A 13713-nucleotide genomic window follows, 5' to 3' on the forward strand; every position below is an offset into this window, starting at 1 on the left:
AACAGAGTGGTCAGGGTCTCATCCCTGGAGCAGATGCTCGACCAATGGCCGGCATGTGCTTCACTCCAATTGCGTGAATAGATCCATCAGCGGCTTGCCCGAAAACAATCACCATTTCCCCTACTCTGACCGCAACCGGAGGAGCTAAACGGGTCTGGCGCGTAACTTGAACATCAACAATCTGCCCTCCCCGACCTCTAAGTAAAAAGCCGTGTTCCTCTACCTCGGCCACCATACCTCGGTGCAACTTCGGTAGATCTGGCTGGACAACCGAGTGGTAAAGCGGGCGCATGATTGGCACATTGGCTGATTCAGCAACCTCATATACGCCTTCATGTACCTTGGCGGTAGCCACCAGAACGGTACCGAGCGTCAAACACGCGGCAATGCCGAAAACTGAGTACAAAAGCGGCTGGCGATACGCAAAGGCGTAACGGAGAAGCCAGAACTCGAGCGCGAAAGCGGCCACGAGAAGAAGTGCGATCGGCACCCAGGGTAGTGACAGCAAAAATTCACGTAAACCCTCGCCGCCAAACTCCGGCAAAGCCAAAACGCCGGATTCGCGCAGAGAAAAATGGATGAGAGTGATCACGAAGAGCACTATCAGGAAGCTGGCCAAAAGGCCGATCCCGGAAAGAACCGTCACCGCGGTAAAACGCCACTTCGGCGTAACCAAAACCGCGCCCTCATCAATTTGCTGAAGGACCAATTCTTTTATCGTGGGTTGTGCCTGGAGGTTTTCCATACTAGGAGACGTGCGAGGGATCAATCACCTTTTTGAGAGCGTCACGGCCTCGTTTGAGACGAACACCCACCGTTGATACCGGAATGTGCAGAATGTCCGCAATGTCTTCATACGACAAGTCTTCGAAGTAGTAGAGGACAAGCGGTTCTCTGTATTTCGCATCCAGTGTGCCGAGTGACTCGTCGAGCGCTCGCCGAAGTTCCTTATCTATCACTTCCCTATCTGACGATTCCTTGCCGGCGACGTGAGGAAACAAAGTATCGGGGTCAAAGAACGATAACGGCTCACGTGAGCGTTTCTTTATGGCGTTAACAAAGACGTTATGGGCTATCCGGTATATCCAGGGCGAAAATTTCCTTGAGGAATCATAACTTTGAATATTCATGTACGACTTCAAGAACACCTCCTGGACTAGATCCGCCACTTCCTCTTTTTGCGAAAGGAAACGCCGGCCGTACCCAAGAAGTTTCTTCTCAAACCGTTCCAGAAGGAGTCCAAAAGCTAACTGGTCTCCATTCTCCTGGACCCGGCGCGCGAGTTCTTCGTCTGAAAGATCTTGCATACTGCGCATTTGGTACTACACCAGAAAAACTGGTTTATTTCAACAAAAAATCCCACCGCTTGGATGGGATCTTTTGGTGCGCGCACCAGGACTCGAACCTGGGACCTTTACAATGTCAATGTAACGCTCTAACCAACTGAGCTATGCGCGCAAATTGCTGAGAGAGTGTACGTTTCACTCCCGTCCATGTCAATCATTCCCGTGAATGTCGCGCGGGCGCTCAGGGGCGCGGGAGATGAAAAGCAAGATAATGCCGGCACCGAGCAAAAAGAGAAACCACAGGCCGGCGGCGGAAAGTATCTCCCGTGACGCACAAGTGAATAAACTGGGCAAAAACTGCGTGATGTCAGACGTGGGAGCCGTGGCTAGGCATGCGCTCGGGCCGCGCGTGTGTGTCGCCAGTAAACCCATCCAAGCTGCGCCAAAGGCAGTGCCGGCTGAAAAAACGGTAAACAAACAACTAAACCGATTTTTGTTCAAACGAAGGAATCGAACGAGTCCGACCACTGCAAAAATGACTCCGCCGACAGTCCAAAAAAGCACAAACCACAGGAGGGCGAGAATCAAAAGATAACCAATTGGTTCGTTCGACATAGGTTAGTTAACGGACATGGCCAGTAAAACGACGATACTGGAGCCGATAGCGGCAATCGCGAGTACCCAAGCCAAGGTTACAAACAGTGGCAGTTCTCTGCGAGAACCAACGATCGCAAAAAATACAGCAAGAAATAAGAGGGAAAAGGGAACGAAAATCATATTAGGGTTAGTTTTTCTGGTGGATCCGCCTGGACTTGAACCAGGGACCACCGAGGTATAAGCTCGGCGCTCTAACCAACTGAGCTACGGATCCACGTTTATTGGCTAACCTTACTTCATTTCACCCTTTCTGGCAAGGAACTGAATGGCATGGTAGCATTTTGCCATGAAATCCGCGACTGTTAAGATTAAAACTCCGGGCAGACTTGATATCGCGTTAGCTGAAGCCTTAGATATCAGCCGATCCCAAGCACAAAAACTTGTTCAATCAGGCCGAGTTTCAGTTACTGAAAAAAAGGCCTCGCCTCACCTTGAGGTGACAGAAACAAGTGAGATTAAGGTCGAAGCGGCCCCAGCCAAACCAAGAAAGAAGGCCGCCGCCAAGCTCGATATTATTTTCGAAGATGACGATGTTATTGTGGTTAACAAACCCTCCGGTGTCCTCGTGCACCGCGCAGAAGGCCAGGATGGCGCAGCCTTGCTCGACTCGCTCTTGAAGCACTCGCCCAAAATGAAGAAGGCTGGCGCAGAAGAAAAGCGTTCCGGCATCGTGCATCGTTTAGACAAAGAAGCGTCAGGAGTGCTCATCGCCGCCAAAACCCCAAAGGCCTTCGAGTTCCTGAAGAAACAATTTAAGGAAAGACTAACTGAGAAACACTACACCGTTTTTGTCATGGGCAAGGTTCGCGATGAACTCGGCACGATCAACTTCCCTATCGCCCGCTCAACGACCAGAGCTAGAATGGCCGCTCGACCACTCAGCCAAGAAGGTAAAGAAGCGATTACCCATTACGACGTTATTGGTCGCTATTCTGTCGGTACATTACTCGACGTAAAGATCGAGACTGGCCGCACGCACCAAATCCGCGCCCACATGTTCGCTATTGGCCACCCTGTTGGCGGAGACACCCTCTACAAGCGCAAGGACATCAAGGACATCAAGCTCCCCCGCCTGTTCCTGCATGCTCGAGCCTTGACGATCAACCTCCCGAGCGGTGAACGAAAGACGTTCGAGGCGCCATTGCCGAAAGAACTCGAAGACGCGCTCGCGGCTTTGAAAAAAGTATGATCATAACCCTCTCCGGGCTGCCTGGTGCTGGAAAGTCGACCTTGAAGAATCTTCTGGCCGAACAACTCGGCCTGAAGAAATACTCGATGGGCGACCTTCGCGGGAAAATGGCCCAGGAGCGCGGGATGACAATCGACGAGTTCAATAAGCTCGGCGAGACTGAAGCGTTTACAGACAAAGACGCAGACGAATACCAAAAAAAGCTCGGCGAAACTGAAAATAACTTCGTGATTGATGGGCGGCTATCCTGGCACTTCATCCCACAGAGCTTCAAAGTATTCCTAGATGTTGATACTCGTGCAGCTGCAGAACGTATCTTTGCCGACCGAAAGGCCAACACGACCAGAGACGATGAACCCGAATATCAAACAGTCGAAGAAGTGGAAAAAGCCATCACCGACCGGCTAAAAAGCGACCAATCGCGTTATAAAAAGTGGTACAACATAGACTTCCTAGACAAGAGCAATTACGACCTAGTTATTGATACTACCCATATTCCGGCTTCTGAAACGCTGGGAAAAGTCCTTGACGCGGTTCAGAATCTCCGCTAAACTCCCGCCCGTATGACCGAAGCAGAAATGAATCTAATTGTCCCCGGTGCCGTCCTTAAAGTCCACGAGAAGATCGAGGACGTGAACGGTAAGGGTGAAAAGCGCGAGCGCGTGCAGATTTTTGAGGGCCTAGTCCTCGGAGTTCGCGGTGCCAGCACGTCTAAGACCTTCACTATCCGCAAGGAAACTGATGGCTTTGGTGTAGAAAAGATTTTCCCAGTCTCCTCCCCAAACCTGGTGAAGATTGAATCCATGAAAGTCTTCAAAGTCCGCCGAGCCAAGCTCCAGTTCGTGAAAGACTTTGACCGCAAGTTCAAAGAAGTGAAGAAAGTTAAAGTAGCAGTAAAGTAAAACAAAAACTTCCGCCTGAGGCGGAAGTTTTTGTTTTTACGAGCTATCAGCGCTAGCCTTCTGTTAGGCACTGATTATTAGTTATACCGGTAATGAAATTAACTATAGTCCCATAAACTGGTACGTAATCAACCGCCGAAGCTATTCCTGACGGCACGTAAAAACCGCATTTCTTACCAATAGCCTTTGCAACTCCGCATGGATCAGTTTCACAGACTTTGGCAGCATGAGAATAATCATATGATTCCACGCTGCTGATAGCCACTGCATTATAGCTGAGGAGGTCGGCTTTTGGGCGATAAATATTTACCTTATCATAGGCAGAACATGGATTTTCGGCGGTAACGTCCGATTGCACTGTCTTGCAGTCAATGTAAGTAGGGTTCAGACTTCCCGGAGTGAATGCAGATACGCACACACTAGTCCCCAAATATCCGCCGTCATCAAACGAGCAGAAGTATTTATGGTTATCGTCTTTGTCACTTGTATCGGCTACTTTAAGGGCCGCGGAACAGGAAGCATCGCTTGGTGTCAGACCTTCGGTGGCAGTTATTGTATTAATGTTCGGACACAATATGCAACTCATTTTACTGCCGGAACCCATACAGGCACCGCCATCAAAACAATGACTATACTGACATTTATCCCCCACTTTCCAATTTGTATTTTTAACCTCTAGCTTAACATTATCAATGCTCTGAATAACGCCCTCTTTACCGCAAACCTTCTCAGCTGACGCATTAATATCAAAGCCATTATCCTCCAGGTACTCACATGAAGCGTTTGGGTCTATAAGGATAATTCGCTTGATGAGAGGGGTGCGAAGAGCAATAAGATTTACCAGTCTGGGATCAAGAAGAGAGGCTATGGCGTAAGCAGACAAGAGAAGCACTAGGCCAATGAGAGCGTTTGAAATACGTGTTTTTGCCTTATCCAGTCTCTTAGAATTACCGCCCGCCACTACATATTCAAGACCGCCAACCATGATCATGACAACCGCAATCAAGGACATGGCAGGCAGAAGAAACTGATAGGCCAAGGCTAGATACTCATGAAAACCTAACACGGTAGTACGGCCAAGGATCGGAACGTTCAAGTTAACCCCGGTAGCTGGGGCAAAACAATAACCTCTGGCTTCTCTGTTTTTAGTCTCAGTGCAGTTAATATTCTGGCCGGCCCAGGTGCCAGGTTTGGGCGCTCCGTTGCGATCAGTCGCGTATTCGGCACACTCCTTTTCCGTCCAACATTTACCATCATTGTCTGGCAACGGTTGACCGGCAGCGAAACAACCAATGGGGGTCAGTTTTCTCTCGTTACATAGAGAGGAACATTCGGCCATGGTTTGCTTAGTCCCAGAATTGACCGCTCCATGAGCGTCACTTCCACAATAGCACTGGCATGACCCAGCGGCTGGTGGTACTTGAGCAGAAACTTTCGGCAACGAAAAAACTAACGACTGGAAACAAAGTGCCAAGAGTAAACTAATTTTGCAAAAATGCCTGGAGAACTTCTTTAAAAATTGCATAGGGTACCGCGCCTTCTACTTTAACGCCGTTTACAAAAAATGTTGGAGTGCCAATAACGCTGGCGTTCACGCCGTCGGTCAGGTCAGTTTGGACTTCATTAGTATACTTCCCGCTCGTGAGACATGTCTTAAAAGTATCCGCATTCAAGTCCAAGCCTTCGGCTAAACCAATCAGCTTATCCTGAGTTAGCTCGCTCTGGCGGGCAAAAATAGCATCATGAAACTCCCAAAATTTGCCCTGCTCAGCCGCGCACTCCCCCGCTTGAGCTGCGAGCGTAGCACCCGGGTGCAGTTCGTCGAGCGGGAAATCTCGATAGATGAAACGTACCGTATCCGGAAACTCTTTGGCTAGCGCTCGCACAACGTAATTCTCTTCGGCGGAAAACGGGCAGCCAAAATCAGCAAACTCGACCACCGTTACCTTTGCCGTCTGTGAACCGAGTGTCGGATCGTCAGAACTCGCCAGAACCCCGCTTCCAGGAGCCTGCCCGGCTAATGCCTTTAAACTTTCCAGGCGAACAGCGGTTGAGCCATACCGCAGCCTACTCAAATCCACCGTGCCGTGTTTGATCTGCTGAGCGTAGGTAAAAACACGCCAAGAGAAAACAAAAAGAAGGATAAGTACTATCCCTACCCCAATGGTTGCAATGACCTTTTCGGTCCGACTACCCGGCTCTTCCATACCCACATAGGATAGCATGCTTAACCTTTACGAATTTAGGCAGGTTTGGTAGCATAGGCAGTAATATGATTCTCAACATTGCCCAACTGGTACTCTCAATTCTCCTCACCGCCGCGATTCTTATGCAGGCGCGCGGAAGCGGAGCTGGAATTGCCTTTGGCGGAGATGGCAACGTTTATCGCACTCGCCGTGGCGTAGAAAAGAAGCTCCATGCTGCCACCGTAGTTATTGCTATACTGTTCCTAGCCGTTGCACTTGCCAACGTTTTGCTTTCAATCTAGACCGTCAGGTTTCAGGTATCAGGTTCTCTTCTCCATATTCCCAAAATCGCCTTTTCTAATTTGTTTTCCAAAAAAAACCGGGATGCTAAATCCCGGGGGACTAGTCGTACCTTTGCCAGTCCGGATGCTGAAACCCTAGCCCGAAAAGAAATTCTTTCCGTTAAACCAGCTAGACGGTTACCGTCCGTGAGCCAGTGGAAGCATCTCCCAAAGTTTTTAAGTCTAAGTGAAAAACGGGTGGCGCTTGGTGCGCTGACTATTGCTCTCTTGGCCGGCACCGCCCTTGGGCTCAGGTTCCTGTCTGCTCACCAGTCGCTCTCGCCAGCCGTTGGCGGCAGCTATACAGAAGGACTCGTTGGCACTCCCGCACTCATTAACCCGCTCTACGCTTCGGCTAGCGACGTGGACAATGATTTAGCTCATCTCATGTATTCCGGGCTCATGCGATTTGATCCCCAAGATGGACTGGGAACTGATTTAGCTTCCTCATATACAGTTTCGCCTGACGGAAAATCATACACTTTTGTTCTTCGTGATGGCGTTCGTTTTCATAACGGCGATTCATTCTCAAGCGAAGACGTAGCCTTTACTTTTCGTGCCATTCAAAATCCAGAATACGGCAGCACGCTGGCCCCAACCTTTGCTGGAGTCACAATTGATACTCCAGATGCCCGAACAGTAACTTTTACCCTACCGGAAGCCTCCTCAGCTTTCCTCGGAAACATGACCGTTGGTATTTTACCGGCAGGCGTTTGGTCAGATATCCCGAGCATGAATGCTAAGCTGACCATCCTCTCGCTCGAACCAATCGGCACAGGCCCGTATAAGTTCGAAAAACTGACCAAGGATAGCCGAGGAACCCTTCGCAGTATGACGCTCGTGCGTAACAAACAGTACTACAGAGGTGTACCGTTTATTGATTCGCTTCAATTCAAATTTGCTGGCTCAGCTGACGAGTTAGCTAATCTGTTACGCAATAAAAACATCGAGGGAGCGGTGACCGTACCTTTCTCTGAGGCCCCTAAATTTACCTCTGACAGATCTTTCCAAGTGCTCCAGCCGCTCATCCCCCAGTACACAGCCGCCTTCTTTAATCTGAAATCCACAGGCCCGATCGGGGATAGCAACGTCAGAAAAGGACTTGATCTTGGGCTTGACCGACAAGCTGTTATCACCAAAGCCCTGGTAACTAAAGCACTTCCTCTAAACTCTCCGCTCGTGACCGGCATGCCGGGAGCGAACACAACCGGTGCCGGTAGCTTTGACTTAGCAGCAGCTGATGCGGCTCTGGAAGCTAGCGGTTATAAAAAACCGGAAGGCGGAGGCACTCGCGTTAAAGGAACTACGGCTCTGACTCTTAACGTAGCTTTTGCTAATACCACAGAACTAAATTCCGTTGCCACTGAACTCAAACGCCAATGGGAACTCCTGGGAGCAAGTGTTAATCTTGAGGCAAAAAGTGCTGATTCGCTCCAGACCGATATACTACGAAACAGAAATTTTGATGTACTCCTGACCGGCGAACTATATGGCGCTTTCCGTGATCCATACCCCTACTGGCATTCTTCCCAATCAACCTACCCAGGACTTAACATCACGCAACTGGTGAATAGGTCAGCGGATGAGGCGATGAGCATAATTCGTTCAACCACGGATGAAACTAAACGAGCTGAAAGTTACGCCGCCTTTGCCAAAGTCCTGGCCGATCAACACGTAGCCGCTTTTCTCTACGAGCCGTCGTACGTATACCTAACCAGTAAATCGATCAAAGGCGTTGACTTGCCTGTGGTAAACTTGCCGGCGGATAGATTCGCGGATATAAACGAGTGGTATATCAAGACAAAACGGGTCCTCAAGAAGTAAGAACGTTGACGAAAAGCGGAAGAAATGATAGTGTACTTTCTTCTTAGGAGTGAGGATTCGTGCGGGCGTGGCGGAATTGGTATACGCGTAGGTCTCAGAAGCCTATGCCAGTAATGGCTTGAGAGTTCGAGTCTCTCCGCCCGCACCACCAGTAACTTGTTCGAACATAACTGCTCGCAGTTGATTCTCTCGAAACCCTTCGAGGGAGCCGACTGTCAGGAGTGAAGCATTTATTCTTTAACTTTTCATTCGACAGTTTGATTTATGGGAAATTTTAAACCCAATACGTTCCGGGCTGCGCCACCTCAGAAGAGTGCACCACCACGTGGACGAAAACCGTTCCCGGAAACAGCGACAACTTCTCGCCCGGTAACTGCGCAGCCAGAAAAATCCATGACCCTCACCTCCCCCACGGGAGATCAGGTGCGTGTCATGGTGCTTGGCGGACTTGAGGAAGTGGGACGCAACTGTACCCTCATTGAGTACAAAGATGACATCATCATTGTTGACCTCGGCCTGCAGTTCCCCGATGAAGACATGCCTGGCGTGGACTACATCATCCCGAACATGACCTATCTCCGCGGAAAGGAGAAGAATGTACGCGGCGTGATCATCACGCACGGTCACTATGACCACATTGGTGCTATTCCACACGTAGTCCAGAACATTGGCAATCCTACGGTGTACGCACTCCCTGTGGCTGCCGGCATTATCAAGAAGCGTCAGACGGACTTCCCTACCTCTACGGTAAACGTGAAGACTATTGCGATCACCACTGAACTACAGCTTGGTGCTTTCAAGGTGCATTTCTTCCACATTAACCACAACATTCCAGACTCAGCGGGTATCGTCATCGAGACTCCAGCTGGCGTCATCTGTCACACCGGCGACTGGAAGTATGACTTCCACCCGGTTGGCGCGCCTCCGGCTGACTTTCACAAGATGGCTCGTTTGGGCGAAGCTGGCGTCACTCTTCTCATGGGCGACTCCACTAATGCTGACCGCCATGGCCACCAGAAGTCCGAGAAGATTATCGGCGAAGAGCTGTACTCGATTCTCGAGAAGGCGAAAGGCCGCGTTATTGTCGGCACCTTCGCTTCCCTTCTCTCCCGCGTAAAGCAGCTCATGGAAATTTCCGAAAAGCTTGGTCGCAAGATCGCGCTCGACGGTTACTCCATGAAGACGAACGTAGAAATTGCGAAGGAGCTCGGTTACATCCAGGTGAACGAAAAGTCCATCATCCCGATTGAAGAAGCGAACAACCTCCCACCAGAAAAAGTAACAATTATTTGTACTGGCGCTCAGGGCGAAAAGCGTGCTGCACTTTCCAGAATCGCTAATGATGAGCATCGTTTCATTCGCGTCGATCGCGAAGACACGGTTATCTTCTCAAGCTCGGTCATTCCGGGTAACGAGGCCTCTGTTCAGCGTTTGAAGGACACGTTCTACCGCAAGCGCGCTCGCGTGATCCACAAGGATCTTATGGATGTGCACGCTGGTGGCCACGCCATGAAAGAGGATATTAAGCTCATGCTCTCCCTCTTCAAGCCAAAGTACTACATGCCAATTGAAGGCAACCATTTCTTGCTCCGCGAGAACGCAGAAGTTGCGTACTCCATGGGCTGGAAAGAGGAAAACGTCTTCGTGGCTGACAACGGCCAGGTGGTAACCCTGGCGAAAGGTGCTGACGGCGTAAGCCACGCTGCACTTACCCCAGAGAAAGTCCCGTCGGATTACGTCTTCGTAGACGGTCTCGGCGTGGGCGATGTTTCCCAGGTAGTTCTCCGCGATCGCCAGGCGCTTGCCGAAGATGGCATGCTCGTGGTCATTGCGCAGTTCGACAAAAAGGCCGGTACTCTGACCCAAACGCCAGATATGGTCAGCCGCGGCTTCCTGCACATGAAGGACAACAAGGAATTCATTGACATGACCCGCAAGACTCTTGAAGATATGATCCGCGCGCACAAGCACGGCGTACCGCTCGACCCGGATGAAATCAAAGAATTTATCCGTGAAGAGCTGGGCAAGTTCCTGTTTACCAAAACAGAACGCCGCCCGATGATCCTGCCAGTTATTATCGAGGTTTAACTTACCGCAGAAGGCGCTCGCAAGGGCGTCTTTTGCTTTTCATAGCCGAACTGCGATAAACTGCTTGGCAACTAGCCAACCATTATGCGAATTCTTACCGGCATTCAACCAACCAACATCCTCCACATTGGCAATTACTTTGGCGCTCTGAAGCCAGCGGTCGAACTCCAGAAGGAACATGACCTAACCATGCTGATCGTTGACCTGCACGCCATCACCGTCCCGCAGAACCCCATCGAGCTCAGCAATAACATTGCGTTTGCAACCGCGGCGTACCTGGCTGCGGGAATAGACCCAAAGAAGGCAACAATTGTGCAGCAGTCGAGAGTTTCTGCGCATGCGGAACTTGGCTGGATGATGTCGTGTATCGCCAAGACCGGTGAGCTAGATCGGATGACACAGTTTAAAGATAAAGCGACGGGCAAGGGCGAGAAAGTTTCCGTTGGCCTCTATACATATCCCATTTTAATGGCAGCCGACATCCTCCTGTACAACACTGATGCTGTGCCGGTTGGTGCTGATCAAAAACAACATATTGAGCTGGCACGCGACCTGGCCGAAAGATTCAACCGAGATTTCGGCGAGACGTTTGTGATTCCGAAGCCGATTATCGCTGAACATGGCGCAAAGATCTTGGCACTCGACAACCCGGAAAAGAAAATGAGCAAGAGCTCCCCCGCTCCCAAGAGTTATATTTCACTAATGGACGATGCAGATACTATTCGCAAGAAAATCCGTTCGGCGGTTACCGATTCAGAACCGACGGTACGATACGACGAAGCTCGACCAGGCGTAGCGAACCTGTTGACGATTCTCTCGCTGGTCGAAAAACGCTCGGTCTTCGCTATCGCCGATGAATATGTCGATAAGGGCATGAAGGACTTGAAGGACGACGTAGCCGAAGCATTGATTGTTCACCTCGAGCCTCTCCAAGCTGAAATCGCCGGCTACCTGAAACACCGAGATGAGCTCGAAAAGGTTATCGCGGAAGGCAGTGCTCGAGGAGCCCTAATTGCAGGAGCAAACGTGGAAAACGTGAAGGTAAAAATGGGTCTAAAGTTAGCATAATAATAGCATTTTTAGGTTGACAAACAGCCCAAAAAGTGCTATTATTGTTATTGTGTTTACGATGAATAGTTGTCTTCACACCCACCGGAAAGGCATCTCGCCTTTTCAACCCTCACTTCCTACCTTGAGGTTTCAATGTCTTCGAAAATCGTGAATGGGTTCCTCGTCATGGTCACCATTTGTGGCCTGCTCGGTCTGGCTGTTCTCTGTACCACAGAGGGCATCAAGTTCGATGGCGAGATGCTTCTGCTCGCGCTCGCGATCATCTGCATCCCGGCCTACCTGTCGACGCTCCCCATCAAACAAACCGAAAACAACACCTAAGGGGGATCAATGGAGAAACATCAGGATGAACCTTTGACACTCGCTCAGTGCACCTTGGTAATGGTGATCGGCGTGCCGATCATTATGGCCGTCTGCGCCTGGGCAATTTTCTGCCTAGCAGCGGTGGTCGCGATCTTCAAGATGATCGCCATCGGAGCGCTCGGGTACATCTTCAGCGAGCCGGAGCCAATCTTCAAGCTCATGATGATCGCCGTAGTCTTCCCATTGCTGTTGATCTCGATCGTCGGGCATGAATGGAGTGCTCAAAAAAGTTAGGCTGACCCGGTGGGTTCGTCTAGACGCTCGTCTCAACTGAGGCGGGCGTTCTTCTTTTTGAAAAGCTGACGTCGGCCGAACTCGCCTTCTTCTTTGAAGGGGGCTTCTTTTATCTGAGCGAAATTATTGACCACTTTCATTCCAAGATGTAGTATTCTGAAGCTCATAACGAGCAACCCAGTGAGGTTCCCCAGATGATCCACGCCAGCAGTCGTACCATCTCCCTCGATTCCCGCGACCTCAGGAAGCCCCGCAAGCGCGAATCGCGTCGCCCGAAACCCCCGCACGGCCAACGCCGTCTGGACCCGCTCAACGAGACCCTCTCGTCCACGGCCGCCAGCGCGCTCACCCTCGATGACCGCGTGTTCCTCTTTGCCCTCTCGGCCCGGAGCAGCTGCCGTGGACCCATGCGCGCACATGGCGCCTTCAAGAAGAAGGGCAATGGCAGCGAAATCAAAGAGCCGAAGCGCACGGAAGAACTCCTCGCGCACCGCAAAAAGGGCCGAGCCACGCTGTCCCAAGCGATCGAGTTCATCGACCAGCTGCGGACTCCGGCGGCGCGCCTGGAAGTCCTCACCGTCTTCCTCGGGAGCATGTCCCAGTTCATGGGAACGGCGAACGGCGAGAAGATGCTCGTGAAGCAGATGATGGCGGGCGCCAGCGTGATCCGCCAGTTCCTCTCGGAAATCACTGCTCTCAAGGAAAATCCTGTCGAACTCATGAAGAAGACGAGCAAGTCCGCCGTCCTCGACATGTTCGAAGGTGCCCTCCCCTCGGCCTAGAGCCGAGAGATCATGACCCGTGTACCCGTCAGTCCGAACTCCTCTCGGGCCGGCGGGTACTTCTTTTTATTGACCGTATCGCCTTTTTGGTGTACCGTCGGCGTGCGTTTCTACCTCCCGGTAGGGGCGTTTTCCCAAGAACAGTATTCTTCCCCGCTTGAGGTGCCGCATGGCTCGTTCCCCCGATACGTTCAAACCGCGTCCTGTCCTGGCTCCGCCGCCTACGCCCAGCCAGCGACCCTACAAGTTCGCTCACCCGGTCGATACGTCCTGGACTGAAGCTGATCGACGGCGCGATCGAATCCGCCACGGTCTCCCGGCCAACCGGAACCTCGACGAAGAGATGCCCGTGAAGAACTACAGCGATCTGGGGCACATCGATGACCGGCTGAAGATCATGCTCGAAAGCGTGAAAAACGGCCTCGGCTTCGAGAACCGCTACCACAAGCTGGCGATCTACTCGTTCGTGCTCGGTGCCAACGCCGCAGTCCACGGAAATGAACAGCTGAACGCCGAAATCACCCGGCTGGCCACCGAGTGTCTGAGCGATCGCCTGCACCACCTGCGCGCGGAGCACTGCGACGCGATCGTGGCCTCTGAGCTCACGCCTGACCAGGCCGTTGCCACCGTGTCCATGGTCCTCAGCATCTGGGGAAGCAAAGCTGGTATTCGGGCTGTCACCAAAGCCCGTCGTATCCAGGATGGGTACAAGCACACCCAGCACAAGATCCGTCCCGCCCAACTGATTTCGCAGTTGACCGACGCTCTCCGGAGCTAGTCGACAACTGCA

At 51.4% G+C, this 13713-nt stretch carries 18 protein-coding genes and 3 tRNA genes; 12 read left to right on the forward strand and 9 right to left on the reverse strand.

Going from position 1 to position 13713, the window contains the following annotated elements:
• Positions 1 to 10 precede the first annotated feature (10 nt).
• The 6 genes from WC813_03900 to WC813_03925 form a co-directional block, all read right to left on the reverse strand.
• On the reverse strand, positions 11 to 745 hold the full coding sequence (locus WC813_03900) for a hypothetical protein (protein ID MFA5947140.1): 735 nt from the start codon (positions 743 to 745) through the stop codon (positions 11 to 13).
• A gap of 1 nt (position 746) precedes the next feature.
• On the reverse strand, positions 747 to 1307 hold the full coding sequence (locus WC813_03905; protein ID MFA5947141.1) for a sigma-70 family RNA polymerase sigma factor: 561 nt from the start codon (positions 1305 to 1307) through the stop codon (positions 747 to 749).
• A 74-nt stretch (positions 1308 to 1381) separates the two neighbouring features.
• A tRNA-Val gene (locus WC813_03910) sits at positions 1382 to 1458 on the reverse strand.
• Between the two features lie 38 nt (positions 1459 to 1496).
• Positions 1497 to 1901, reverse strand: a complete 405-nt coding sequence (locus WC813_03915; protein ID MFA5947142.1) for a hypothetical protein — start codon at positions 1899 to 1901, stop codon at positions 1497 to 1499.
• 3 nt (positions 1902 to 1904) lie between these two features.
• Positions 1905 to 2063: a hypothetical protein gene (locus WC813_03920; protein MFA5947143.1), complete on the reverse strand. Its 159-nt coding sequence runs from the start codon at positions 2061 to 2063 to the stop codon at positions 1905 to 1907.
• Between the two features lie 17 nt (positions 2064 to 2080).
• Positions 2081 to 2157, reverse strand: a tRNA-Ile gene (locus WC813_03925).
• Between the two features lie 72 nt (positions 2158 to 2229).
• Between WC813_03925 and WC813_03930 the strand changes: the two genes are divergently transcribed.
• Genes WC813_03930 through WC813_03940 form a run of 3 tightly spaced genes read left to right on the forward strand, consistent with a single transcriptional unit; the run spans position 2230 to position 4034 of the window.
• Positions 2230 to 3132, forward strand: a complete 903-nt coding sequence (locus WC813_03930; protein MFA5947144.1) for an RluA family pseudouridine synthase — start codon at positions 2230 to 2232, stop codon at positions 3130 to 3132.
• On the forward strand, positions 3129 to 3683 hold the full coding sequence (locus tag WC813_03935; GenBank protein ID MFA5947145.1) for a cytidylate kinase family protein: 555 nt from the start codon (positions 3129 to 3131) through the stop codon (positions 3681 to 3683). The genes WC813_03930 and WC813_03935 overlap by 4 nt, the downstream gene beginning before the upstream one ends.
• Before the next feature lie 12 nt (positions 3684 to 3695).
• The gene (locus WC813_03940) at positions 3696 to 4034 is read left to right on the forward strand and encodes a 50S ribosomal protein L19 (protein MFA5947146.1); all 339 of its coding nucleotides are present in this window, start codon (positions 3696 to 3698) and stop codon (positions 4032 to 4034) included.
• Between the two features lie 52 nt (positions 4035 to 4086).
• On the opposite strand, the gene WC813_03945 is transcribed toward WC813_03940, so the two are convergent.
• Together WC813_03945 and WC813_03950 are read right to left on the reverse strand one after the other, a co-directional pair.
• Positions 4087 to 5373 (reverse strand): pilin, encoded by a 1287-nt coding sequence (locus WC813_03945; protein MFA5947147.1) that lies wholly within the window; start codon positions 5371 to 5373, stop codon positions 4087 to 4089.
• A gap of 142 nt (positions 5374 to 5515) precedes the next feature.
• A complete protein-coding gene (locus WC813_03950; GenBank protein MFA5947148.1) occupies positions 5516 to 6259 on the reverse strand; it encodes a DsbA family protein in 744 nt (247 codons plus the stop codon).
• A gap of 47 nt (positions 6260 to 6306) precedes the next feature.
• On the opposite strand from WC813_03950, the gene secG reads away from it, so the two are divergent.
• From secG to WC813_03985, 7 genes are all read left to right on the forward strand, one after another.
• Entirely contained in the window at positions 6307 to 6522 is a 216-nt protein-coding gene (secG, locus tag WC813_03955; GenBank protein MFA5947149.1) for a preprotein translocase subunit SecG, read from the forward strand.
• A 60-nt stretch (positions 6523 to 6582) separates the two neighbouring features.
• Positions 6583 to 8385: a peptide ABC transporter substrate-binding protein gene (locus tag WC813_03960; GenBank protein MFA5947150.1), complete on the forward strand. Its 1803-nt coding sequence runs from the start codon at positions 6583 to 6585 to the stop codon at positions 8383 to 8385.
• Between the two features lie 61 nt (positions 8386 to 8446).
• Positions 8447 to 8533: transfer RNA gene (locus WC813_03965), tRNA-Leu, on the forward strand.
• 245 nt (positions 8534 to 8778) lie between these two features.
• Entirely contained in the window at positions 8779 to 10473 is a 1695-nt protein-coding gene (locus tag WC813_03970; GenBank protein MFA5947151.1) for a ribonuclease J, read from the forward strand.
• Between the two features lie 84 nt (positions 10474 to 10557).
• Positions 10558 to 11541, forward strand: coding sequence for a tryptophan--tRNA ligase (gene trpS, locus WC813_03975; GenBank protein ID MFA5947152.1), 984 nt, complete (start codon positions 10558 to 10560; stop codon positions 11539 to 11541).
• Between the two features lie 135 nt (positions 11542 to 11676).
• Positions 11677 to 11865 carry a hypothetical protein gene (locus tag WC813_03980; GenBank protein MFA5947153.1) on the forward strand — a complete coding sequence of 63 codons (189 nt, stop codon included), beginning with the start codon at positions 11677 to 11679 and terminating at the stop codon, positions 11863 to 11865.
• Between the two features lie 33 nt (positions 11866 to 11898).
• The gene (locus WC813_03985) at positions 11899 to 12141 is read left to right on the forward strand and encodes a hypothetical protein (GenBank protein MFA5947154.1); all 243 of its coding nucleotides are present in this window, start codon (positions 11899 to 11901) and stop codon (positions 12139 to 12141) included.
• A 32-nt stretch (positions 12142 to 12173) separates the two neighbouring features.
• Here WC813_03985 and WC813_03990 read toward each other — a convergent pair whose 3' ends face one another.
• The gene (locus WC813_03990) at positions 12174 to 12560 is read right to left on the reverse strand and encodes a hypothetical protein (protein ID MFA5947155.1); all 387 of its coding nucleotides are present in this window, start codon (positions 12558 to 12560) and stop codon (positions 12174 to 12176) included.
• On the opposite strand from WC813_03990, the gene WC813_03995 reads away from it, so the two are divergent.
• Positions 12549 to 12923: a hypothetical protein gene (locus tag WC813_03995; GenBank protein MFA5947156.1), complete on the forward strand. Its 375-nt coding sequence runs from the start codon at positions 12549 to 12551 to the stop codon at positions 12921 to 12923. The genes WC813_03990 and WC813_03995 overlap by 12 nt on opposite strands.
• A gap of 169 nt (positions 12924 to 13092) precedes the next feature.
• Positions 13093 to 13701, forward strand: a complete 609-nt coding sequence (locus tag WC813_04000; GenBank protein ID MFA5947157.1) for a hypothetical protein — start codon at positions 13093 to 13095, stop codon at positions 13699 to 13701.
• The last annotated feature ends 12 nt before the right edge of the window (positions 13702 to 13713 follow it).

The sequence above is a fragment of the Patescibacteria group bacterium genome (assembly GCA_041659765.1).
Taxonomy (GTDB): Bacteria; Patescibacteriota; Patescibacteriia; order UBA9934; family UBA9934; genus JAGORL01.